General features: G+C 67.2%; 23 protein-coding genes. 8 read left to right on the forward strand and 15 right to left on the reverse strand.

Annotation, left to right across the window (positions count from 1 at the left end):
* Positions 1-8 precede the first annotated feature (8 nt).
* The gene (locus ACP3TD_RS01150) at positions 9-1,136 is read right to left on the reverse strand and encodes an L-talarate/galactarate dehydratase (RefSeq protein WP_045731280.1); all 1,128 of its coding nucleotides are present in this window, start codon (positions 1,134-1,136) and stop codon (positions 9-11) included.
* A gap of 107 nt (positions 1,137-1,243) precedes the next feature.
* A complete protein-coding gene (locus tag ACP3TD_RS01155) occupies positions 1,244-1,987 on the reverse strand; it encodes a TetR/AcrR family transcriptional regulator (RefSeq protein ID WP_426764945.1) in 744 nt (247 codons plus the stop codon).
* Between the two features lie 82 nt (positions 1,988-2,069).
* Here ACP3TD_RS01155 and ACP3TD_RS01160 point away from each other — a divergent pair, with 82 nt between their 5' ends.
* Positions 2,070-3,515, forward strand: coding sequence for a flavin monoamine oxidase family protein (locus ACP3TD_RS01160; RefSeq protein ID WP_426764947.1), 1,446 nt, complete (start codon positions 2,070-2,072; stop codon positions 3,513-3,515).
* Positions 3,516-3,592: 77 nt separating this feature from the next.
* Positions 3,593-4,075: a pyridoxamine 5'-phosphate oxidase family protein gene (locus tag ACP3TD_RS01165; protein ID WP_056080156.1), complete on the forward strand. Its 483-nt coding sequence runs from the start codon at positions 3,593-3,595 to the stop codon at positions 4,073-4,075.
* 423 nt (positions 4,076-4,498) lie between these two features.
* On the opposite strand, the gene ACP3TD_RS01170 is transcribed toward ACP3TD_RS01165, so the two are convergent.
* Complete coding sequence (locus ACP3TD_RS01170) at positions 4,499-5,101, reverse strand: DUF6919 domain-containing protein (RefSeq protein ID WP_426764949.1); 603 nt, start codon at positions 5,099-5,101, stop codon at positions 4,499-4,501.
* 54 nt (positions 5,102-5,155) lie between these two features.
* Positions 5,156-5,794 carry a hypothetical protein gene (locus ACP3TD_RS01175; RefSeq protein WP_426764950.1) on the reverse strand — a complete coding sequence of 213 codons (639 nt, stop codon included), beginning with the start codon at positions 5,792-5,794 and terminating at the stop codon, positions 5,156-5,158.
* Between the two features lie 236 nt (positions 5,795-6,030).
* Between ACP3TD_RS01175 and ACP3TD_RS01180 the strand changes: the two genes are divergently transcribed.
* The 3 genes from ACP3TD_RS01180 to ACP3TD_RS01190 are packed head-to-tail and all read left to right on the forward strand — an operon-like array spanning position 6,031 to position 9,431.
* Positions 6,031-8,538 carry a molybdopterin oxidoreductase family protein gene (locus tag ACP3TD_RS01180; protein WP_426764951.1) on the forward strand — a complete coding sequence of 836 codons (2,508 nt, stop codon included), beginning with the start codon at positions 6,031-6,033 and terminating at the stop codon, positions 8,536-8,538.
* A 2-nt stretch (positions 8,539-8,540) separates the two neighbouring features.
* Entirely contained in the window at positions 8,541-9,023 is a 483-nt protein-coding gene (locus ACP3TD_RS01185; RefSeq protein ID WP_426764952.1) for a hypothetical protein, read from the forward strand.
* A 27-nt stretch (positions 9,024-9,050) separates the two neighbouring features.
* Positions 9,051-9,431 (forward strand): VOC family protein, encoded by a 381-nt coding sequence (locus tag ACP3TD_RS01190; protein ID WP_426764954.1) that lies wholly within the window; start codon positions 9,051-9,053, stop codon positions 9,429-9,431.
* A gap of 41 nt (positions 9,432-9,472) precedes the next feature.
* Here the strand turns inward: ACP3TD_RS01190 and ACP3TD_RS01195 are convergent, their stop codons facing one another.
* Positions 9,473-9,871 (reverse strand): DUF5997 family protein, encoded by a 399-nt coding sequence (locus ACP3TD_RS01195; RefSeq protein ID WP_043793645.1) that lies wholly within the window; start codon positions 9,869-9,871, stop codon positions 9,473-9,475.
* Between ACP3TD_RS01195 and ACP3TD_RS01200 the strand changes: the two genes are divergently transcribed.
* Positions 9,870-10,667: a LysR family transcriptional regulator substrate-binding protein gene (locus tag ACP3TD_RS01200; protein WP_426767104.1), complete on the forward strand. Its 798-nt coding sequence runs from the start codon at positions 9,870-9,872 to the stop codon at positions 10,665-10,667. The two genes, ACP3TD_RS01195 and ACP3TD_RS01200, sit on opposite strands and share 2 nt — an antisense overlap.
* A gap of 229 nt (positions 10,668-10,896) precedes the next feature.
* On the opposite strand, the gene ACP3TD_RS01205 is transcribed toward ACP3TD_RS01200, so the two are convergent.
* From ACP3TD_RS01205 to ACP3TD_RS01215, 3 genes are read right to left on the reverse strand one after another with little or no spacing between them, the layout of a single operon-like run.
* Positions 10,897-11,559, reverse strand: a complete 663-nt coding sequence (locus ACP3TD_RS01205; RefSeq protein ID WP_426764956.1) for a DUF3618 domain-containing protein — start codon at positions 11,557-11,559, stop codon at positions 10,897-10,899.
* Positions 11,556-11,984 (reverse strand): phage holin family protein, encoded by a 429-nt coding sequence (locus tag ACP3TD_RS01210; protein ID WP_426764958.1) that lies wholly within the window; start codon positions 11,982-11,984, stop codon positions 11,556-11,558. The genes ACP3TD_RS01205 and ACP3TD_RS01210 overlap by 4 nt, the downstream gene beginning before the upstream one ends.
* Positions 11,984-12,850 carry a hypothetical protein gene (locus ACP3TD_RS01215; RefSeq protein ID WP_426764960.1) on the reverse strand — a complete coding sequence of 289 codons (867 nt, stop codon included), beginning with the start codon at positions 12,848-12,850 and terminating at the stop codon, positions 11,984-11,986. Before ACP3TD_RS01215 ends, ACP3TD_RS01210 begins: the two co-directional genes overlap by 1 nt.
* 290 nt (positions 12,851-13,140) lie before the next feature.
* On the opposite strand from ACP3TD_RS01215, the gene ACP3TD_RS01220 reads away from it, so the two are divergent.
* Positions 13,141-13,737, forward strand: coding sequence for a MarR family winged helix-turn-helix transcriptional regulator (locus ACP3TD_RS01220; protein WP_426764961.1), 597 nt, complete (start codon positions 13,141-13,143; stop codon positions 13,735-13,737).
* Between the two features lie 42 nt (positions 13,738-13,779).
* On the opposite strand, the gene ACP3TD_RS01225 is transcribed toward ACP3TD_RS01220, so the two are convergent.
* A complete protein-coding gene (locus tag ACP3TD_RS01225) occupies positions 13,780-14,115 on the reverse strand; it encodes a hypothetical protein (RefSeq protein ID WP_426764962.1) in 336 nt (111 codons plus the stop codon).
* Positions 14,116-14,161: 46 nt separating this feature from the next.
* On the reverse strand, positions 14,162-15,418 hold the full coding sequence (locus ACP3TD_RS01230) for an FAD-binding protein (protein WP_426764964.1): 1,257 nt from the start codon (positions 15,416-15,418) through the stop codon (positions 14,162-14,164).
* A 116-nt stretch (positions 15,419-15,534) separates the two neighbouring features.
* Between ACP3TD_RS01230 and ACP3TD_RS01235 the strand changes: the two genes are divergently transcribed.
* Entirely contained in the window at positions 15,535-16,818 is a 1,284-nt protein-coding gene (locus tag ACP3TD_RS01235; RefSeq protein WP_426764965.1) for a glycoside hydrolase family 27 protein, read from the forward strand.
* Between the two features lie 32 nt (positions 16,819-16,850).
* Here ACP3TD_RS01235 and ACP3TD_RS01240 read toward each other — a convergent pair whose 3' ends face one another.
* The 5 genes from ACP3TD_RS01240 to rsgA all read right to left on the reverse strand — a co-directional run bounded on the left by ACP3TD_RS01240 (position 16,851) and on the right by rsgA (position 22,918).
* Complete coding sequence (locus tag ACP3TD_RS01240; protein WP_426764966.1) at positions 16,851-17,717, reverse strand: pentapeptide repeat-containing protein; 867 nt, start codon at positions 17,715-17,717, stop codon at positions 16,851-16,853.
* 205 nt (positions 17,718-17,922) lie between these two features.
* Positions 17,923-19,653 (reverse strand): amidase, encoded by a 1,731-nt coding sequence (locus ACP3TD_RS01245; RefSeq protein WP_426764967.1) that lies wholly within the window; start codon positions 19,651-19,653, stop codon positions 17,923-17,925.
* Complete coding sequence (locus ACP3TD_RS01250) at positions 19,650-20,765, reverse strand: agmatine deiminase family protein (protein ID WP_426764968.1); 1,116 nt, start codon at positions 20,763-20,765, stop codon at positions 19,650-19,652. Before ACP3TD_RS01250 ends, ACP3TD_RS01245 begins: the two co-directional genes overlap by 4 nt.
* Before the next feature lie 113 nt (positions 20,766-20,878).
* Positions 20,879-21,586: an alpha/beta fold hydrolase gene (locus tag ACP3TD_RS01255; RefSeq protein ID WP_426764969.1), complete on the reverse strand. Its 708-nt coding sequence runs from the start codon at positions 21,584-21,586 to the stop codon at positions 20,879-20,881.
* A gap of 171 nt (positions 21,587-21,757) precedes the next feature.
* Positions 21,758-22,918 carry a ribosome small subunit-dependent GTPase A gene (rsgA, locus tag ACP3TD_RS01260; RefSeq protein ID WP_426764970.1) on the reverse strand — a complete coding sequence of 387 codons (1,161 nt, stop codon included), beginning with the start codon at positions 22,916-22,918 and terminating at the stop codon, positions 21,758-21,760.
* Positions 22,919-22,949 lie beyond the last annotated feature (31 nt).

Raw genomic sequence — 22,949 nt, forward strand, 5'->3', positions numbered from 1 at the left:
CTTCAGCGTTATGCGCCGAACTCCACGGAATCGGTGGTCCAGGCGCGGGCCTGGTCGCTGAGCGTGACGCCGAGGCCCGGGCGGTCCGGAACGATCATGCGGCCGTCCTTGGTTTCGAGGCGCTCGTTGAACAGCGGGTCCAGCCAGTCGAAGTGCTCCACCCACGGTTCGCGGGGGTAGGCCGCGGCGAGGTGCAGGTGGATTTCCATGGCGAAGTGCGGTGCAAGGCCCAGGCCGCGTTCGTCCGCGAGGGCGGCGAGGCGCAGGAACTGGGTGATGCCGCCAACGCGCGGTGCGTCAGGCTGGATGATGTCGCAGCCGTTGGCGGCGATGAGGCCCTTGTGCTCGGCCACGGAGGCCAGCATTTCACCGGTGGCGATGGGGGTGTCCAGGACCTGGGCCAGATGTGCGTGGCCTTCGAAGTCGTAGGCATCCAACGGCTCTTCGATCCAGATGAGGTTGAACTCCTCGAGGCGGCGGCCCATGCGCAGGGCCGTGGCCCGGTCCCACTGCTGGTTTGCGTCCACCATCAGCGGAACGTCCCAGCCGATGTGTTCGCGGATGCCGGCCACGCGGCGCAGGTCCTCGGCGGAGTCCGGCAGGCCCACCTTGATCTTGATGCCGCCAATACCCTCCTCGATGGACTGGGTGGCGCGTGCCTTGACCTCATCCAGGGAGGCGTTGAGGAAGCCGCCGGAGGTGTTGTAGGTCTGCACGGAGTCGCGGTAGGAGCCCAGGAACTTGGCGAGGGGGAGGCCGGCGCGCTTGGCCTTGAGGTCATAAAGGGCGATGTCGATGGCGGCCAGGGCCTGGGTGGCGACGCCGGAGCGGCCCACCGAGGCGCCGGCCCATAGAAGCTTGGTGTAGATCTTGGCGATGTCGTTGGGGTCCTCGCCAATGATGCCCTCGGCCACCTCTTTGGCGTGGGCGTACTGGGCCGGGCCGCCGGCGCGCTTGGAGTAGCTGAAGCCGATGCCGGAGTGGCCCAGTTCGGTGGTGATTTCGGCGAAGAGGAAGACCACCTCGGTCATGGGCTTCTGCCGGCCGGTGAAGACCTTGGCGTCGCTGATGGGAACGGCGAGGGGGAGGCGGGCAGTGGACAGCTTGACGTGCCTGATCAGGTCGACGGTGCTCATGGATTCTCCTAAGGGCGGGACTGGGCTCCTTCGCCCACCTTCTTAGGATACAAGTTTAGAACTTGTAGTACAAGCGTGTTTCTGAGTCGTGATTGGCGGCTCCCGGGTCATTCCGCCTTCCGGAGTCCGCCCAGCCCGGCCACCAGGGCGTCAAGGCCAAGCGCGAAGGCGGCGTCGGCGGCGCGGAGTGGGTCCGCGGCCGCTTCACTGCCCTCGGGAGCTTGGGCGTGTCCGCGGAGAGCGGTGCCCGCAGCCCCGCGGACGGCGGCGGTGAAATATGGCGTGGATTCGGCCATGGTGCCGGGGTCGAAGATATCCTCGGGCGCGGTGACGTCGTATGCGGACCCGAAAATAAACGATTCGAGCGCCACGATGGCGGAGATGATCCGCTCCTGGGGGAAGCCGGCGTCGAGGAATCCCTTGCTGACCGTCTCGTACATGGCAAGTGTCTGGGGCGCGTCGGTGACCGGCAGTACGGCGATGACTGGAATCAGCGGCGTGTGCTCGGCGAAGACATTGCGGTAGCTCCAGGCCCACGTCCGGACCGCGTCGTCCCAGGGGGCGGCGCCAAAGGAGGATACATCCACCAGGGACATCAGGTGGTCTTCCACCAGAAGCAGGACGTCCTGCTTCGACGACACGTGGTTGTAGAGGGCGGAGGGTGCCACCTCGAGGAGTTTGGCCAGGGCGGCCATGGTCAGGCCGTCGTACCCCTTCCGGCTCACGAGCTCCAGGGCCGCCGCGGTGATGCCGGCCTTGTCCAGTACCGCCGAGGAAGGCCGTCCGGCGCGCCTTCTCCGGATGCCGCCGTCGGTGGCCGGACGTTGCTGTGCTGCTGGTACTGCCGGCAATTTCTGCCCTTTCCTCGGTGTCCTCCGCATTATTGCACCAGGCACTTCCGCTGCCCGGCCGGACGGGCTATAGTTCTACTAAATGAATGCCATTCATTTAGTGGTTTCCATCACCCGGGACCGCAGAGAGGACATCATGCTGAACCTGAACCGCGACGTCGTTGTCGTAGGAGCCGGGCCGTCCGGACTCACGGCCGCCCGCGAACTGAAGAAGGCCGGCCTCAGTGTCGCCGTACTCGAGGCCCGTGACCGGGTGGGCGGGCGCACGTGGACCGGAACTGTGGACGGAGCCATGCTGGAAATCGGGGGCCAGTGGGTCTCCCCGGACCAGGAAGCGCTCCTGGAACTGCTCCAGGAACTGAACCTTGAGACCTACCCGCGCTTCCGCGACGGTGAGTCCGTCTACATCGGTGCCGACGGCGTCCCCGTGCGCTACACCGGCGACTCGTTCCCCGTGGACCCGGAAACCGCCGTCGAAATGGACCGCCTGGTGGCCATCCTGGATAAGCTCGCGGCCGAAATTGGGCCCGCGGAACCCTGGGCGCACCCGAAGGCCCGGGAACTGGACACCATCTCATTCCACCACTGGCTGCGGCAGAACTCGGCCAGCGAGGAAGCCTGCAAAAACATCGGCCTGTTCATCGCCGGCGGCATGCTCACCAAACCCGCGCACTCCTTCTCGGCCCTGCAGGCCGTCCTCATGGCAGCGTCCGCGGGCTCCTTCACCAACCTCACGGACGAGGACTTCATCCTGGACCGCCGCGTGATGGGCGGCATGCAGCAGGTTTCGCAGCTGCTGGCGCAGGACCTGGGCGACGACGTCGTGCTTAATTCCCCGGTGCGCACCGTCAACTGGGAGCCCGACGCCGAGGGCGGGCACCGCGTGACCGTTGAATCAGACCGCGCCACAGTCAACGCCCGCTTCGTCATCATGGCCGTCCCGCCCAACCTGTACTCCCGCGTCTCGTTCAACCCGCCGCTGCCGCGCCGCCAGCACCAGATGCACCAGCACCAGTCCCTGGGCCTGGTCATCAAGGTCCACGCCGTGTACGCCTCGCCGTTCTGGCGTGACAAGGGGCTGTCCGGCACCGGCTTCGGCGCCGATGCCCTGGTCCAGGAGGTCTATGACAACACCAACCACGGCGATGCCCGCGGCACCCTTGTGGGTTTCGTGTCCGATGAGAAGGCCGACGCCGTCTTCGAGTTGAGTGCCGAAGAGCGCAGGAAGGCGATCCTCGCGTCCGTCGCCGGCTACCTCGGCGACGAAGCACTCACCCCCGAGGTCTACTACGAATCCGACTGGGGCTCCGAGGAGTGGACCCGCGGTGCCTACGCGGCCAGCTACGATCTCGGCGGCCTGCACCGGTACGGGAAGGACCAGCACGCCCCGGTGGGCCCCATCTACTGGTCCTCCTCCGACCTTGCCGCCGAGGGCTACCAGCATGTGGACGGTGCCATCCGGATGGGCCGCCGCACCGCGGAGCGTATCGCTGAAGTGGCGCGGGTGTCCGTTCACGCGGGCGCCTGACCGCGCTGGCAAATAAGCATGCTTACTAATAGGCTGGCGTGGGGAGTGTCCCCGACTCCAGACGAACGAGGTGAGGCATGACTGACGCCCAGAGCATCAGCAAGGTTACTGAGATCATCAACGATTCCAAGATCGGAATGGTCACCACCATCAACGAAGAAGGCGCCCTCGTCAGCCGGCCGCTGGCCGTCCAGGAGGTCAAGGACGACGGCGACATGTGGTTCTTCACCGGGCTGGGCACCTCGCAGGTTGCCCACGTCCGCGCGGACTCCCGCGTAAACGTCTCCTTCGGCAAGAACACCGAGTGGGTTTCCGTCGCCGGGACCGCCGAGGTGGTCACGGACCGCGCCAAGATCCACGAAATGTGGAACCAGGTTGTTGAGGCATGGTTCCCGGACGGGCCAGACACCCCCGAAGTATGCCTGCTCCGGGTGGATTCGGACTCTGCGGAGTACTGGACCAGCCCTGGCGGTACGGCAGCCACGGTGCTGCAGTGGGTCAAGTCCAAGGTGACGAACAGCCGCATGAGCGTCGGCGAGAGCGGCACCGTGGAGCTGTAGAGCCACTGTGTTTGGGTAAGGTGCGGGGCAGCGGATGGCGCTGCCCCGCACCTTTCGTATGTAGCGCCGTTGTTGCCATCAGAAGTGATTTGCGAAGTGACCCGGCCCAGCAGGTGTTTGACTCCATCAGCCACGTGGGCGAATTCAACGGCATGGGCTTTCGACGTGATGACCTGCCCACGGGGTGGCGTCATCTGGGCGGGGAATGACGGTGACCTCTCCTACGGACAGGGACAATCCGGACTGGTTGGCGCGGAAATCTGTCCCCACGACCTTTAGGGCAGGCAGCGCTAAATCGCACCGGCCGTTACGCCATCGCCGGGTCCATGCCCGACAAGCGGGCCCGAGGTGCGGCTGACGCGCGTACCCTGCTCAGTGGATGTCGAATCGGCAAGGAGAAGCGAAAGCCGGGACAATCTCCGGCTAGTCCTGCCCCGTCAGCGCACCCAGCACCGCTGGCAGGAGGACGTCGTTGCGGCCCCACACCGGGTCCAGGATCTCCACGTACCAGGAATCGGCCAGCAGCAGGGCCAGGGAGTCGTTGGTTTCGTCGGACCAGGCCTTGATCTGCTCCTCATCCACCGGGTTTTCGCTGGACCCGAGCACCGTCACCACCTCGGACCCGTCCAAGGTGACGGGGATGGCAGCGCTGCTGGCCTCACCCGGGGCATGGGCGATGGTCACAAGCTCCGTGCGCGTTGACAGTGCCAGTAGATCGCCCGCCGTCGCTGCACTGCAGAATCCGGTGACGTACTGCCGTTGCGCTGCGGCGCCGTCCTGGATGCCGGGCTGGGATTCCTTGGTGAACAGCCCGTTCCGGTTCAGCTCCGCCAACGCGGCGGCGATCGGGTTGGTTTCGTCGTCGTAGCCCGCCGCGAAGTGCCCGGGCTGGTAGGAACTTCCACCCTCCAGCCAGCGCGCGGTCAGTTCACCGGCAGCCTCAAGAGTGGTGGCCTGCCGCCAGACCCCGCGGTCCTCCAGCAGCCGGCCGTACTGGTCGCGGGCTGGTATTTCCTCTGGCTTCATTCTGGGATGCTATCCCCGCCGGCGGTGGGCGCTCCACCGCTCCCGACACACCAGTTAACCTGGCCCCTGCGCTTGGCCCGCCGGAATGCCCGCCGCCCGCTCGGCATCGGCGAGGGAGGCAGCCAGGCTGGTGACGGCGTCGGGATATTCCTTCCCACCGGCGGAGCCGCTGCCGTGGCCGGGAACGCTCCGAAGCTCTTCAGCCGCCCGCATGGCCTTGATGAGCGCGGATGTTTCGGGAAGGCGGACATCGGTAAGGGCCGGGTAGTCGATGCTGCACGCAGGATCCAGCTCGTAGCGGGTCCACCGGGCCATCAGCTCATCGTGCCTGGCCCGCGCCGCCTGGTGCGCTGCCTCCCGCGCAAGATCATCCCGACGGCGTGAGCGCCCGGCCAGGTAGCGCGGCGTCCCGCGGTACGCACCGATGCCCGCTGCCACGGCGGCGCCGGCCAGGAACAGGCCGGTCCAAGGGGAAATCAGCGTAGGGATCAGCAACGCGGGAACTGCCACGCACGAGCCAAGGAAAAGGTCCCAGAAGAGCTGGTCCGAACGCTGCCCCCCGCCGTCGGATGCCAAGAGGGTCCTGCGCCGCACCACGAAAACCGTGGCGGCCACGCTGGCTACCAGCACCGGCCCGCACAGCACCAGCGCCCAGGCCCCCTCAACGAGTCCCTGCACAAGTCCTTCCGTCACGGCTGCCACCTGGCACCTCCAGCGTGCGCCCGGGCCGCGGAATCCCAGGCTGGTCATTCAATTGCACCCTGTTCCGGCAGCGGGGTCAATGCCGGCTGGGTGCGGGCGTTTTGCCGCCATGCGAAAGGGTACGTTTCCCGTGTACTGCAGGTGCAGCGCTGTTGCGCGGCTTGGGTGCGCAGGCTCGATGTGCACCCCAAGGGTGCCGGGCGCGCTTTGGGACGGGAGATGAACCGATGGGTCGGATTGACCGGATCGCAGAACCGTGGGGTACCAGGACTCCGTACGGCAGCGGCGGAACGTGGCCGGTGCGCGTGGACACCCACCTGGCCGAAGGGGTGGACGCGGAATCCGTGGACCAGTGGGTCCAGACCGCCTCCATCCTCCATTCAAACGGCGACGCCATGGACATCGCCGTCAAGGACAACCGGATTGTGGGCGTGCGCGGCCGCGCCTCTGACCGCGTGAACCATGGCCGCCTCGGTCCAAAGGACCTGTACGGCTGGCAGGCGAACTCGTCTCCGGACAGGCTGACCCGGCCGCTGATCCGGGAAGGCGGAAAACTCGTGGAGACCGACTGGGAAACCGCCATGGACCGCGTGGTGGCCCGGTCCAAAGCCCTGCTGGCGGAGCAGGGCCCCAGCGCCCTTGGCTTCTACACCACAGGCCAGCTGTTCGCCGAGGAGTACTACACCCTGGGGACCATTGCGCACGGCGGGATAGGGACCAACCACGTGGACGGCAACACCCGGCTCTGCACCGCCACCGCGGCGGAAGCACTGAAGGAATCCTTCGGCTGCGACGGCCAGCCGGGGTCATACACGGACGTTGACCACGCGGATGTCATCGCCCTCTACGGCCACAACGTGGCTGAAACGCAGACCGTCCTGTGGACCCGGATGCTGGACCGGCTGGCCGGGCCCAATCCGCCCAAAATCATCTGCGTGGATCCGCGCCTCACCGAGGTTGCCCGGGCCGCAACGGTGCACCTTGCGCCCCGTCCCGGCACCAACGTGGCCCTCATGAACGCCATCCTCCACCACCTCATCGCCAACGGCTGGGTGGACCGGGACTACATCCAGGCGCACACGGTGGGCTACCAGGACCTGGAGAAGGAGGTGGCGAAGTACGCACCCGCGCTGGCTGCCGAAATCACAGGTGTTCCGGCCGGAAAGATCGAGGAAGCGGCGCGGATCCTTGGCCACGCGGAGCGGCTCCTGTCCACAGTGCTGCAGGGCTTCTACCAGTCCAACCAGGGCACCGCCGCAGCCGTCCAGGTGAACAACATCAACATCATCCGCGGCATGCTGGGCAAGCCGGGGTGCGGCATCCTGCAGATGAACGGCCAGCCGACGGCCGAAAACACCCGCGAATGCGGGGCGGACGGGGACCTCGCAGCGTTCCGGAACTGGTCCAACGATGCCCACATCAAGGACCTGGCGCGCGTATGGAACGTGGACCCCATGTCCATCCCGCACTACTCTCCGCCCACCCACCTGATGCAGATGATGCGCTACGCGGAGGACGGCTCCATCCGGATGCTGTGGGTCAGCGGCACCAACCCTGCCGTCTCCCTTCCCGAGCTGCGGCGGATCCGCTCCATCCTGGAGCAGGACCGGCTCTTCCTGGTGGTGCAGGACATCTTCCTGACCGAGACTGCACAGCTGGCCGACGTGGTGCTCCCCGCCGCCACGTGGGGTGAAAAGACCGGGACGTTCACCAATGTGGACCGCACCGTGCACCTGTCCGAGAAGGCGGTGGATCCGCCGGGGGAGGCCCGCCCGGACCTGGACATCTTCATTGACTACGCCCACCGGATGGGGCTGAAGGACAAGGACGGCCAGCCACTGATCAAGTGGGACAGCCCCGAGTCCGCGTTCGAGGCGTGGAAGGAGTGCACCCGCGGGCGGCCGTGCGACTACACCGGCATCACCTACGGCAAGCTGCGCGGCGGCTCAGGCATCCAGTGGCCGTGCAACGAGGAGAACCCGGACGGCACCGAACGCATTTACGCTGACGGGAAGTTTTGGGCACACCCGGAATACTGCGAGACCTACGGCCGCGACCTCATCACCGGCGCCCCCGTGGACCCCACCGAGTACAAGGCCCTGAACCCGGAGGGCCGAGCCATCATCAAAGCCGCCGAATACGTGCCGCCGCACGAGCTCCCCAGCCAGGAGTTCCCACTGCAGCTGATCACCGGCCGCACCCTGTTCCATTTCCACACCCGGACCAAGACGGCGCGGGCGCCGGAACTCCAGGCAGCGGCACCGGACGTCTGGGTTGAGTTGTCCGCGCACGACGCCGGCACGTACGGCTTTGCCGAAGGGGACCTTGCAGAGGTGGCCACCCCGCGCGGGTCCGTGCAGGCGAAGGTGCGGATCGGCGGCATCAGGGACGGCGTGGTGTTCCTGCCGTTCCACTACGGCTACTGGGATACTCCGGGCGGGCACCAGCCTGACGGCGCAGGACGCGCGGCCAACGAATTGACCATTACCGACTGGGACGCCGCCTCCAAGCAGCCCATCTTCAAGACCGCGGCTGCCCGGATTTCCAAAGTGCGGTCCGGCGACGGACCCGCACCTGCCCCCACCAACACAGCCTCCGCCCCCGCCGGCGATTTCCCGGCAGAGGCCAGGACAAAGGGCATTCCATCCGCCCTGGCCGACGAGGAAATCTCCCGTAACAGCACCGCTCCCGGGGACGGCAACGGCGGCAGTGGCACCGGCGAAAGGGAGGCCTAGCTGTGAAAATCGGACTGGCACTCGAACAGCTTCACCGGGACGAGAACGACCTCGCCCAACACCTTCTCCACGTCTCGGAGCGGCACAAAGTGGATCACGAGATTTACCACCTGGCCCGCGACCTGGCGAAATGGTCCCAGCAGCACGTCCGCGAGATTGCCGCCATCGCCGGCCGCTACGGCCAGGATCTGGATCCAGAACCCAAGGGTGAGAACACGCTGCTCGAGAAGATCCGCGAGAAAGGCAGCGAACTGGTGGGCCGTGACGCCGAGGCGGGGCTGCTGCTCCTGCGTGACCTCCGGGAGGCCTACATCAAGGCCTGCGGCGTCTCCGCGGACTGGGAGCTCGTGGCGCAGGCAGCCCAGGGCATCAAACACAAGGACCTGTTGGAGGTGGCAGAGCGCTGCCACGCGCAGAACCTCCGGCAGATGAAATGGGCCAACGGAAAACTCAAAGAATCCGCCACCCAGATCCTTGTCAGCTAGGCGTCCGGCGAGGGTATGTTGGGGTCCATGCGAATCAAAATGTGCAGCATCCACGTCAAGGACCCTGCCTCCGCCCACGCCTTTTACACCGGCACCCTGGGCTTCGACACCCTTATGGCCATGCCGGAGTACAACCTGTACATCATCAAGGACCCGGGTGCCTCGGACAACTCAGCGGGACTCCTCCTGGAGCCCAGCGACAACCCCATCGGGGCCGACTACATGAACGCGGTCCATGAGGCAGGGCTTCCGGCCATCGTGTTCGGCGTGCCGGATGTCCAGGCCGAATACGACCGCCTGGTGGCCGCAGGCGTCAGCTTTAAGAGCCCGCCGGCCGAGGACCCGTCCGGCATCAGTGCCGTCTTCGACGACGGCTGCGGCAACTACATCCAGCTGCACCAGGACTGATCCGGCCCCGGGAAAGGGGAGCACACCGGGGAACGGTGGCGTCAGTTGGCGCGGGCCCGCTTGGCTTCCTTCTTGGCGGCCTCGTCCTTCACCCGCTGCGCCTCGGCGCGGACTGCTGCGTGGGTGGAGCGTTCGGTGACCAGCCACTGCGGCGGAGCCTGCAGCAGCGCGGTGATCTCCGCCGTCGTCAGCGCATCCTCGACGCCGCCGCGGGCCAGGCCGCTGATGGAGACGTTCAGCTTCTGCGCCACCACGGGGCGGGGGTGCGGACCGTTGCGGCGCAGCTCGGCGAGCCACTCCGGCGGGTTGGCCTGGAGTTCGGCGAATTCCTCACGGGTGATGGTCGAATCCTGGAACTCCTGGGGTGTTGCGGGCAGGTAGATGCCAAGTTTCTTGGCAACGGTGGCCGGCTTCATGGACTGGGAGTTTGCAGAGGTCATGCTTCAAGGGTATCCGGGCGGCGGGTACTGTGAAGACGTGCCCTCCACAACCTCCTCCCCAGACGACGCCGTTTCCGCCGGCGACATTCCCGCCGAAGCGCCGCGCGAGCTGCGCATCGCGTATGTTCCGGGCGTGACGCCGGGCAAATGGATCCGCCGCTGGGAAGAGCGCATGCCGCACATTCCGCTTCATGCAGAGATGCACGACGGCGGCGGGCCGGCTGAAGCGGTCCGCGGCGGTTCCGCGGACATGGCCTTCGTCCGGCTCCCCATCGGGCGCGAAGGCCTCAGCGTGATTCCCCTGTACGAGGAGCAGGCCGTGGTGGTCGCTCCCAAGGGCCACGAAATTTCGGTGTTCGAGGACGTGGCGCTGGCGGACCTGGACCAGGAATCGTTCCTCGACGTGGCGGCCCTGGGTGGCCCCGAGCCGGCCCTGCAGGTGGTGGCCTCCGGCGCCGGGCTGGTGATCCTGCCCATGTCCGTGGCCCGCCACTTCAACGTCAAGGACACGGTGGCCCGCCGCGCCACCGATGCGCCCGGCACCGAGATCGCCCTGGTGTGGGCCACGGACAGCACCGACGAGGTCCTGGAAGAGTTCATTGGCATCGTCCGCGGCCGTACGGCACAGAGCTCACGGCAGCCCTCCGCGCAGCCGGTCAAGGAAAAGAAGGCCCCGAAACCCGACCGCCGCGGCGGTTCCGGCGCCAAGAAGGCCGCGCCCAAGGTGTCCCAGAGGTATGCCCCCAACCCGGACAAGGGCAGGGGCAAGGGCTCCCGCAAGAAGGGCAAGCGCTAGGCCCACCCTTCGTTGCAGCGTGTGGTCATTACCGGTTCCTCGGCGGAACCTGGCCGGCGCCCGTCTGCCGGGCTTTCCTGGCCCGCAGGATGCGGCCAATGATGGCGGGCAAAAAGGCGAAGAGCAACTTCTTCATGGCAGTTCCTTGCTGTAGCGGACGGAGACGCCAGGGCCGCCCTTCCGCAAAGAAAAGACGGCCCCGGCCTGCTGTTACTGGTTTTGCGCCCGCCTAGGTGTTTTGGATGGTGTCTTTGGCGGTGGTGGCGCGGTCTTTGACGTCGGTGGCGGCGTCTTGGCTGTCGGTTTTGACGTGGTCGATGCCGTCGGTGGCCGTGGTTTTGACGTTGTCCATGGCGTGTTGGGCTGGTTCTTTGAGGTCCTGGACCATGCCTTTGGCGGCGTCGGTGAGTTCGGTGGTGAGGGGTTCGGCGGCGGTTTTGAGCTGGTCTGCTGCCTGGCGTTCCTTGTCACTGGCGGGGATCAGGGAGGAGATCAGCATTCCTGCGCCGAAGGCGATGAGGCCGGCGGCGAGGGGGTTGCCCTGGGTTTTGGCTTTGACCCGGTCCGGTGCTGCGGCGACGGTGTGGCCGGCGTCGGTGAGGGTGGAGGCGACGTTGTCCTTGGCGTCGTGGAGGGTGTCGCCGGTGCTGTGCAGGGCGTTGGTGGTGTGCCCGGCCCCGGAGTGCGCGGTGTCGTGGACTCGGCTGGTGGTGTGGTCTGCTGCTCCCATGATTTTCTCCTTGACCCCTGATACCGCGTCTTTGACCTTGTCGGTTTGGCGGTGGACGATGTTGGACGGTGTGACCTTGTCCGCGACGGCGTCGACGTTGGTGCCGAGGCGTGCGCGGGTGGCTTCGATGTCTGCTCGGATTGCGTCGGGGTTCTCGCTCATCGGTTTACCTCACCTGGTTTGAGGGTCGGGGGGATTTCGGCGAGGGTTTCGCCGGTTTGGGGCAGGCCCTTGATTTCTTTGAGTTCTTTGCGGCCGACGCTGGCCAGGACCGCGGCTGCGATGGCCCAGATGACGGCGACGATCACGGCGGCCCAGCCCAGGGGCATGAGGGCGCCGAGGCCGAACATCAGGGCCAGGGACAGGAAGAGCAGGACGAAGTGGCCTGCGACGCCGGCGCCGGCGAGCATGCCGCCGCCTTTACCGGCCCGGGTGGCGGATTGTTTGAGTTCGGCTTTGGCGAGGTCGACTTCCTGGCGCATCAGGGTGGACAGGTCCCGGGTGACATCGCCGAGCAGGTCACCCAGCGACGCGGTCTCTGCTTTCTGGTGCGCCACGCCCGGCGACTCAGGAATCTGGCTACTCATCACGGGCGTCCTTCCGTCGACCGGAAGCCGCCCTCCGCGGTCCGGTAGGAGCCGTCCTCGTCACCAAACGGGTCATCCTCGTACCGCAGCGGCGTGTCCTCGGCGGTGCCGCCCGGCAGGGTTGAAGTGGAGGATGGGGTACCGGCAATTGTGGGTTCGGCGAACAGCTCGTCTGACCCCGCTGCGTATACGGTCTCCTGGTGGAGCGGCTGGGCCGGTGCGGAATGCGCCGTCCGCTGCGTGGCCGCGGGGGACTGCGCCTGGCCGGCGCCCGCCGTCCCTGAGGCCTGTTCGGGAGTGCCTGCGGTGAGGCTTCGGGTCAGGCGACCGGCCAGCAGGCCGGCACCGGCGGCGAGCAGCAGGAACGTTCCGGGCTTGTTGCGGGCGAACCGCTGCACGTCGCCGAGCAGGTCGCCCGGTTCGCGGTTCTCCAGCCAGGACGCAACGGAGTCTCCGCGTTCGGCTGCCTGCCGGATGAGGTCACTCGCCATACCCTGCTGCTCGGGCGCGGTGGCCATGCTGTGCAGCTGTCCGGAGATGTTGCGGATCCCCTGCGCGGCCTTCTGCTGCTGGGCGCCTGCCTCGCTGGTCAGGCCCGTCTTCGCCTGGTCCATCAGGTCCTTGGCGTTGGTCTTTGCCTCCGCAGCGACATTCGCGGCTTCTTCCTTCGCCGTCTGCGCCACATCCTTGGCTGCAGACGTTGCCTGCCCTGCCACGTCTGAGGCCTCTGCCTTTGCCGCGTCGGTCTTCGAACCATCGGCGGGACCGGACGTCGAGGCGGTAGTGAAGTCATCCTCGACGGTGGCGGCACCGTAGGGGTCGGTGACGGCCGGGTTGGGAGTCTGGGGCCATTGGTTCTCTGTCATCGGGCTCTCTTTCCTCAAGTCAGCTGGCGATTAAGAACCAGCAAAGCTGGCTGTTTAGTAAGCAAGGTTACTAATTAGATAGTAAGCACACTTTCCTTTTAGTCCGCAAGGGGGGTGGCGTGGACTTCCTGGAAAAGGGCCGCCGAACACGCTAAAAGGGATGTCCGCCCGGCCTTTTGGGGGAGGGGCAGTGCCTTCACTTGCGACGATGATGCTAAGCATGCTTATTGTAGGTAGGTAGCGATGAAGGGCGATCCCCGCTTTGCCACCTACAGGAAGGCCACGGCCCGATGACCAGCAATCTTGATCCGGATGCCCGGAACAGCTATCGACTGATCACCCTGGCGGCGCGTCTGGTCCAACGGCGGCAGGATGAAGCACTGGCTCCGCTGGGGCTGACCCGGGCCGCAGTCATCGCCCTGGAAGGACTGTCCGGCGGACCCTTGAACCAGGAGCGGCTCGCCGATGCCATCCGCGTGCAAAGCCAGACTCTGGGCAGGGTCCTCACCCGGCTGGAAGCCGCGGGACAAATCACCAGGACGCGGCAGGCCTCGGACCGTCGCCAGTTGAAGGTCGAATTGACCGAAGCCGGAATCGCGGCGCTGGAAGCAGCGCGGCAGGCGGAAGTTGATGCCTACCCCGATGACCCCGATATCGGCTGGACTGTGCTCCGCGAAGAACTGGCCAAGTTCATCCGGGCCGCACCGGCCGGCAGGAACTCGGACGTGGTTCCCTTTGCCCCGCCGCAGCACAGGGCTGGCCACGAGCGGACCCCGCACGGGACCCAGTCTCCTGAGCGGTCCTCACGGGACCGGACGGTCCGCGACCGGAAGGGTCACGGGCCTCCCGCCGCGGGAGGACTGCACGGGCTCGACCAGTCGCAATAACAGGGCCCGGAGGCCGGCGTGGGGTGGTGCCGCCGGGTGTCGCTAGGCTGCGCAGGCGTCCTGCAGCGCCTGGACCGACTCAGCCGGCACCTGGTCTCCGGCTTCCGCGATCTCGCCCAACGGCGTCGTGATGTCCGCGGGAACCCCCGCAGTGCGTGCGGCGGAAACCAATCCCGCCAGCACCTGCTTGTCCTGCACGCTCACCAGGCCGTCCTGGACCACGGCGCAGATCTGCTTGTTGACCTCGTCCGCAGCTGCCGTGGCAACCTTGGATGCCGCATCGTTGGCCGCGTCCGTGGCGGCCTCCTCCACGGCGCCGCAGCCGGCGAGCAGGAGCAGGAGCGGGGCGGCGGACAGGGCTGCGAAGCGGCGTTTCATGTCTCCAGCCTAGCCGCCGCCGTCTCGGCCTGGCGCGTTCCGGGTTTCAGCGTCCGCTGGCAGCGGGAACGCCGAGGATGCCGTCCAGCAGGACGTTCCGGAACTTCCCCTCAGGATCATGGGCCGAGGCGAGCGACCGGAAGCCCGCGAAGCGCGGGTACAGCTGCTCCCAGTCGAACCGCGACGGCGTGAAGAGTTTGCCCCAGTGGGGCCTGGCGCCGAAGGGGCGCAGCAGGTCCTCGAGTTCCGGGAGGAGCGCCTCGACGTCCGCCTGCAGCGGCTTCCACGTGAAGTGCAGGGCTACGCTTTGCTGCCGATAGAACGGGCTGAGCCAGAATTCATCGGCCGCTCCGGTTCGGATTTCCGAGATGAACAGCAGCGGCGCCAACCGGTCCGCCAGGGTGCGCACGGCCTCGATGGCGGCCGCGGCGTGTTCCAGCGGCAGGATGTATTCGCTCTGCAGTTCTTCGCCGTTGCTGGGCGTGAACTCGTGGCGGAAGTGCGGCAGCCTGTCCAGCCATGGACCGGCCTCGTCCAGCTGCTGCGTGCAGTTCTCGGCGGACATGTCCGGCAGCGGATGCCGTGGACGGGTGGCGGCGGTGGCGCCGAAAAGCTCCGCCAGCGGAGGTTCGGCGTCGAGGGCCTTGAGCCAGACCTGGCTGACCGAATCACCCGCGTAGGTGGTGAAGAGGCTCACGCTGTAGGCGGCGGATACCAGGGCGTCAAAGTTCGCCAGCGCTGCATCCCACGGCAGGTCTTCGAGAACGCGTTGCCGCATCCGGAAGCTGGGCCGGGTGGAGAGTTCGACGGCGGTGACGACGCCCAGGGCACCAAGGCCCACCACGCTGGCCAGGAAGTCGTCCCCGTCAGCGCGGGTCAGGGTGAGGACTTCCCCGGACGGCCGGACCAGCTCGATGGACTGCACCTCGCCCGCCAGGGACTGGTTGTTGACGCCGGAGCCGTGCGTCCCGGTCTGGATGGCCCCGGCCACCGAGATGTGGGGGAGGGATGCCAGGTTGTGGATTGCAAGGCCTGACTGTTCAAGCGCCCGGCACAGTTCGCCATAGCTGACGCCGCCGCTGACCCGGACGGTCTGCCGTTCGCTGTCCGGCTCGATGCTGTGCGGCAGGCCGTCCAGCAGGATGTGCAGTCCCTCCGTGTCACCCACCCGGTTGAAGGAGTGCCGCGAGCCCAGCGCCTTGACCCGTGCCCCTGCCGCAACCAGGGCGGCGAGCTCGTCCACCGACTCCGGCCGGTGCACGGCGGATGATGCGTATTCGAGGTTTCCTGCCCAGTTCTTCATTGAGGTGGCTCTCCGGTCGAGTTCTTGGCTTCAACAACTGTCAGCGCTAACAAAGAAAGGTGTCAAGGCACTTCCAAGGAGTGGCACATCAGTTTCCATCGTTGTAGTTTGGCCGGATGACTATCGCCGCCACGCCGCCCATGGGCTGGAACAGCTGGGACTGCTACGGCACGTCCGTCACCGAGGCTGAGGTGCTGGCCAACGCCGGGTTCATGGCCCGGCACCTCCTGCCGCACGGCTGGGACACCGTGGTGGTGGACATCCAGTGGTACGAACCGGCTGCTCGGGCCGGCGGGTACAACCACGGTGCCCGGCTGGAACTGGACCCGTACGGTAGGCAACTTCCGGCCGGCAACAGGTTTCCATCGGCGGCCGGCGGGCTGGGGTTCAAGCCACTGGCCGACAGGATCCATGCCCTGGGGCTGAAGTTCGGCCTGCACATCATGCGCGGCATTCCCCGCCAGGCGGTTATCGAGCGGCTGCCGGTGGAAGGAACGTCCGCAACAGCAGACCTGATCGCGGACACCGCCTCCGTCTGCAGCTGGAATGTGGACAACTACGGCCTTGACCACAGCCAGCCCGGCGCCCAGGCCTACTACGACTCCCAGCTGCGGCTTTTCGCCTCCTGGGGAGTGGACTTCGTCAAGGCCGATGACATGCTGGGCCCCTACTTCGATGCGGAAATTGCTGCGTACCGAAGGGCAATGGACCGCTGCGGCCGGGATATGGTCCTGAGCCTCTCACCAGGCAGGGCACTGTCGCTTTCGCGGCTGGACCACCTGCGGGCCAACGCCACCATGTGGCGGGTCTCCGACGACCTCTGGGACGTGTGGGAAGACGTGGAAGCGCAGTTCGCCCGCATGGCCCGTTGGGCACCCCACCAGCGGCCAGGCAGCTGGGCGGACGCAGACATGCTGCCGGTGGGACGGATGGCGCAGCGGGCCGAACGCGGCCTGGAACGGCTCAGCCGCCTCACCGCCGACGAGCAGCGCACCATGCTCTCGCTCTGGTGTATCGCCCGGTCCCCGCTCATGCTCGGCTGCGACCTTCCGGCCTCACCCCCGGAGACTCTGGACCTGCTCACCAACCCGGACCTGCTGGCAGCCCACCGGGCCGGCTCGAACAGCCGCGAGCTGCTCCGCGACGGGGACCTGGTGGTCTGGGCAGCGGAAAGCACGACGTCGGAGGACCGGTACGCGGCATGCTTCAACACCGGAACGGCCGGCTTAGCCCGTTCCCTGCCGCTCGCAGACCTGGGCCTCCCGCAAACCGCCGACTGGCAGGTGCGGGAGGCCTGGAGCGGCTCGACTGCCGGAATCACGGCAGTTGACCGGGTGCCGGCACTGGAAATGGATCTTCCCGCCCACGGGGTGGGCTTCTACACGTTCTCCCTGTCCTGATTGCCCGTCCTGACTGCCGGGCCGCCGCGCGCTCAGCGGTGCGGGTGCTGGTCCGTCCAGTGCCCGGGCCGCGCCAGCACCGTCGGAAGCCGCGTGCCCCCGTTGCCCCGGGCCGAAGTGACCTGCGCCTGGGTGAGGAAGAGCGCGCCGGCCAAGTCGGCGTCGTCGAGCCTTGCATCGCGCAGGTCGGCACCGAGCAGGTCCACGGCTGTGAGGTCCGTGCCGCGGAGGTCGGCGCCAATGAGCGATGCATTGCGAAGATCCGCCCCGCACAGCTGTAACCCGCGCAGCCCGGCACCGGCAAGGTCGGTGCCGGCGTGGAGACGGCTGTCCGGGCCGTCGTCGTCCGTAAAGTAGCCGGCCCGGACCTCCTCGCTCACCGTCCGCAGGAGCTGTGCCGTCTTGTGGTGCAGGGCCTCCACGTCGAGGTCCAGGACTGCCTGCGCACCGCTTGCCGAGGCCTCCTCAAGCGTCACCCGAAGCTGCTGCACGTCCGCGGCAGTCTCCGGGCTGAAGGTCCGCCGGTGCGCCTCGGCCAGGTGCCAGAGCATCTCATGGAGCTGCTTGACCACCCGGAAGGCGCCAAACATGGCCGGCTGCGACGCGGGGTCCTCCCTCCAGCTGATCCCGGCAAAGAGGCCTTGGCTGACCGACTGGCCGGCGCCGAAGCAGTCGAAGACCGTGCAGCCCCGGAAGCCGCGGGGCCTGAGCCTGTTGTGGATGGTGCAGGAGAAGTCGGTGGCCAGGTTGGGGCATTCGGCAGCGGGTGGCTTGTCGATGGCGAAATCCGCCGAGCGGGTAAAGCCGAAGGCGGTGCAGCAAAGTGCGAAGCAGTTGGAGCAGTCAGGCCGGAGAGTGTCCTGCGTGAGGAGGGGTGTGCCGTGTGGCTGGATGTTCATGGGGTCTCCCGTAAATGGTTCCGATAAGGGGGCCGGGTGGAGGGGAACCCACAACGGGGTTCCCCTCCACGGCACGCGGAATCACCGCCCCGTTCGTAATCGGGAGCCGGAGCGACGGGTGAAGACTGCGGAAGCTGTGGATCACAGGCAGGAAATGAAAATCACTGCGTCCAGACTAGCTGCTGCGTCCAGGTCCGGGACAGGGTTATTCGACGTCTCCCGCAGACGTGGTGCGCGGCGGGGGTACGCGCCGGTTTCCGGTGGCCTCGAAGGCCGCCGCGAGGCCCAGCAGTTCCGTGTCGCTGTAGGCCCGGCCGGCAATGGTCAGTCCCACCGGCATGCCGATGTCCGCGGCCAGCCCCATGGGAACCGTAACGGTGGGAATGCCCAGATGGCGCGGCACCAGATTGCCGTTCGACACCCAGACGCCGTTGCGCCAGGCCAGATCGGCAGACTTCTTGTTCCGGTCCGCATCGGCGGGGCCAACATCCGCCGCGGCGGGGAACACCACGGCATCCAGGCCCAGCCGGTCCATCCACTGCTCCAGGTCCGTACGGCGGGTCTCTTCCAGGCCCTCCAGCCCGGCCCGAAGGTGTGGAATCTCAGTCAGGGACGGCACATCATGGTCGCGGATCCACGCCGGATAGTCGCTGATGTCGTCGTCGAAACCGTCATACCTGTCCGGCAGGGAACCGTCGGGTGCCGGGAAGATGTCGGCGCCCTTGACGTCGGCCAGCCGGTTCAGCCGGGGATCGCCGTTGGCGTCCAGGAAGTCGTTCCAGGCCCAGGCTGAGAGGTCGACGATTTCGCGGCGGAGGTAATCGGCGGACACCAGGCCGCGGGTGGCGATGGTGGGCGCGCCGGGGCGGTCGCCCTCGTAGTTGGAAACCACGGGGAAGTCGACCTCCACCACTTCCGCGCCGGCAGCTTCGAGATCGCGCCGGGCATCGTTCCACAGGCCGATGATGGAGCCGCGGGTGTCGATGCGCCGGCCGGTCGGTCCGCCGATTCCCGGGTTCGCGGCCGTGCCGGCGTCAGGGTCGGCGTTGATGTACATCCCGGGGATGCCGAACCGTTTGCCGGCGAGCACGCCTGCCGCGGCGGCACCGTCCGGAACGGCCAGGGCCACGTACGACGGCGGCCGGACAGCAGATGCCTTGGGTACCGGGATCCACGGCTGGACACGCCAGAAGTCGCCCCGGGTTTCGGCGTCGTCAGCCACCACCACGTCCAGGACCTCCAAGAGGTCTGTCATGGTGCGGGCGTGGGGGACCACCACGTCCATGGTCGGAACCAGGGGCCAGTTGCCGCGCACGGAGATGACGCCGCGGGAGGGCGTGTAGGCGCAGAGTGCATTGTTGGACGCCGGGGCACGGCCTGAAGACCAGGTTTCCTCCGCCAGCCCGAAGGCCGCGAAGCTTGCAGCTGTGGCCGTGCCGGAACCGTTGGAGGATCCCGATGCGAAAGCCGCGGTCAGGTAGTCAGCATTGTAGGGGCTCTCGGCACGTCCGTATACGCCGCGCTGCATACCTCCGTTGGCCATGGGCGGCATGTTGGTGAGGCCGATCAGCACGGCACCGCCGGCACGGAGACGTTCGATGGTGAAGGCGTCCCGCTGTGCCACCAGGTCCTTGAACGCAGGTGAGCCGGCGGCCACCGTCAGGCCGCGGGCCTGGTAGCTGTCCTTGGCGGTGTAGGGGATGCCGTCCAGGGGGCCGAGCAGGGATCCGTCGGCCCGCCGCCGGTCCGATGCCCGCGCCTCTTCCAGCGCGTCCGGATTCATTGCCACCAAGGCGTTAAGGCATATGCCGTTCGAGTCATACTTCTCGATCCGCGCCAGGTAGGCACGGACCAGGTCCTCGCTGGTGGCTTCGCCCCTTTCCAGGGCGGCTCGGAGCGTGCCGATGCCGGCCTCGACCACATTGAACGGTCTCATGATGCCGCGCTTTTCCGGGGTGCCGGCTGCTGCTGGGTGATGCAGTGGATGCCGCCGCCGAAGGCGAAGATGTCCCGGGCGTCCACCAGTTCCACCGTCCGTCCCGGGTAGGCGCGTTCCAGGATGCCCTGGGCAATGGCGTCGTTGGGATCGCCGAACGCGCACAGCACCACCGCGTTGTTGGCGACGTAATGGTTGATGTAGGACCAGTCCACGTAACCCTCTTCATCCAAGAGGACGGTGGGCGCCGGAACGTCGATGAGGCGCAGGGGCCGGCCCTGGGCGTCCAGTTGGCCCTGCAGGACGGCCTTCAACTGAAGGTAGACGGCATGGTCCGGGTGGTCCGGGTTGTCCTGCCGGTGCAGCAGGATGGTGCCGGGCCCGGCGAAGGCGGCCACGATGTCCACATGGCCGCGGGTGCCGAATTCGTCGTAGTCGCGGGTGAGTCCGCGCGGAAGCCAGATGGCTTTGGTGGTGCCCAGGGCCGCATGGATTTCTGCCTCCACCGATTCCTTGGTGGCTCCGGGATTGCGTCCGGGATCCAGCTGGACTGTTTCGGTGAGCAGCACCGTACCTTCGCCGTCCACGTGGAACCCACCGCCCTCGTTGACCAGCCAACTGGAGCGGACGGGGACCTCGGATTGTGCTGCCACCGCGGAAGCAACTTTCCGGTCCTGGTCCCACGCGGCCCATTCCTGCGCACCCCAGCCGTTGAAGACCCAGTCGACGGCAGCCAGCGAACCGTCCGGCTGGTGCAGGAAGCTTGGGCCGCTGTCCCGGATCCAGGCGTCATCGAGCGGAATCTCCACCACCGCAATGCCGCTGCCGAGCCATTCGCGGGCTGCCGTGGCATCCCGGGGATCGGCCACCACGGTGACGGGTTCATACTTGGCAATGGTCCGGGCCACGCTGGTCCATGCCGCGCGTGCGCGGTCCAAGGTGGGGCTTCCCGCTGACCCAAAGGTGTCATTGGGTGGCGGGAAGGCCATCCAGGTCTGCTGGTGGGTGCTCCACTCAGCCGGCATGACACCGGAGGCGGCTGCCCGATCAGCCGGGGTTGCTTGAGCGGGGGCGGCGCTGGCTCCGTCAAGAGAGGCATAAATGAATGTCATTCATTTAGTATGGGGAGTGCAGCCCGGCCGCGCAAGGGGTCCGGCCCAAAATGACGGCTTCCGGGTAAGGCGTGCGGCGGCCGGGAACGTTGGTGCAGCGGAAGCCTGGCGCCTCAGCTTTCCGGGGTGCCCACGGCTGCCACGATGGCCTGGCCCAGTTCGTCCGGCTTGGTGAACTGCGGCCAGTGGCCGGTGGGCAGGTCCACGTACTCCACGTCCTTCATCCGGCCCAGTTCGGCCACGAAGGGGTGCCCTCCCGCGATCCACTCGTGCAGCATCGCAGAGGGAAACTCGCAGGCAATGACCGTGGCCGGCACGTCATAGCGCCGCTCGTCATGGAGGTGCTGCTGGTCAAAGGCCACGCCCTTGGGCTGCGGTATGGCCCGGGCACGGAACTGTTCCCGCAACGCATCGTCGAGGTCCACCAGGTCGGCGTCTTCGAATCCTTCCCAGGGCGGGAGCGAAACGTCGGGGCCGTCCGCCTCAAGTTCGTCGTTGATCACCCCACCTTCGCCAAGGGGGCCGCTGTCCACGTAGATGGCCCGCGCCACGCGATCCGGCCGGGCATCGATGGCGCCGTGGATGATGGCGCCACCGCCGGAGTGGCCCACCAGCACCACCTTTCCGTCGAAGCCGTCCACGGCGGCCACCACGGCGTCGATGTGGTCACGCAGGCCGATCCCTGCCCGGTTGGCGTCTTTCGACTCCAGCCCGGGCAGGGTGAGGGGAACGGGGCGGTGCCCGGCAGCTTCAAGTGCCGGCACCACCCCGTCCCAGGAAGAAGCGTCCAGCCAGAATCCGGGAACGAGGATGATGTCCATGACCGCACCCTACCGCGGTGGACCGACACCGCGGCAGGCTCCCGTGCACTCCCGCCCGGTTGCCGGCGGGCGCCGGTCGAAGCCGCGGCCGCCTTGCCGGGTACTGCAGGGTGGAGCGTGGCCCCGGCTGTAACCGGCGAAAAGTAACCGGGCAGGAGCGCACGCATCCGATCACCGGGTCCGCTTGCGCCGCTTGCCCCCGGCCTGTTCCCGTCGTTCTGCCACCTCCCGCTCCGCCCACCGCTGGGACTTGCCCACGGACACCACCTTCTGGTGCCACTCGCGGTAGTAGGCCCGCTGGGCCGCAACGTCAGACCGCCGCGCCAGGGCCGCCAGTTCCCGCTGCATCTTCAGGTAGGAGTTCCAGCGGCGCTCCGACAGGACACCGCTGTCGATGGCCTCCCGGACGGCGCACCCCGGCTCGTTGCCGTGCCCGCAGTCACTGAACCGGCACGTCCCGGCCAGCTCTTCCACGTCGCCGAACATTTCGCCCAACCCGTCCTCGGCGTCGAACAGGCCGAACCCGCGAACACCGGGGGTGTCCATGAGCACGGTGCCGTTGGCCAGCGGCACCAGCTCCCTGGAGGTGGTGGTGTGCTTGCCCTTGAAATCCCCGGACCGGACCTCACCGGTGTGCTGGACTTCCCGGCCCACCAGGGCGTTGATGAGCGTGGACTTGCCGGCGCCGGAGGGGCCCAGCAGCACGATGGTGCCGCCGGCCGGAATGTGTGCCAGCAGCTCGTCGATCCCGTCGCCGTTTTCGGCCGAAGTGGTGACCACCTCCACGCCCGCGGCCTGCAGGATGACTTTCCCGACGACGTCATCCGCCACCTGCGCCAGGTCCGCCTTGGTGATGATCACCAGGGGAGTGGCGCCGGAGTCCCACGCCGCCACGAGGGTGCGCTCGAGCCGGTTGTGCGTGAGGGGCCGGTCCACGGGGACCACCACCCCCACGGTGTCCATGTTCGCCGCCAAAACCTGCTCGGCGGACGAGTCCTCGAACGCGCGCTTGCGGCTCAGTTCGGACCGGCGCGGAAGGACGGCCAGGATCTGCCGGTCACCGGCCCTGTTGGGCCCGAGCCAGACCCAGTCGCCGGTGACGGCAGCCTCACCGCTGAGTGGATAGGGGAGGTGGAGGAGCCCGTCGGGCACCGCAACGAGCAGCAGGTTGCGGTCCACGCGGACCACACGCCCGCGTCCGGTACCCTCGGGGCAGGGATGGACCTCGAAATGTCGGGCGACGGCGGCCGTATAACCGAAACCGGATGGACCGTCAGTGGTTTGTTGGTTGGCGATGGTGCTGTCCAGGGCGTTGCCTGAAGAAGTGTTCAAGGTTATTTCCTCGGGAGAATGTCCCGGTGCC

Source organism: Pseudarthrobacter sp. 1G09 (genome assembly GCF_050038305.1).
Lineage (GTDB): Bacteria > Actinomycetota > Actinomycetes > Actinomycetales > Micrococcaceae > Arthrobacter > Arthrobacter equi.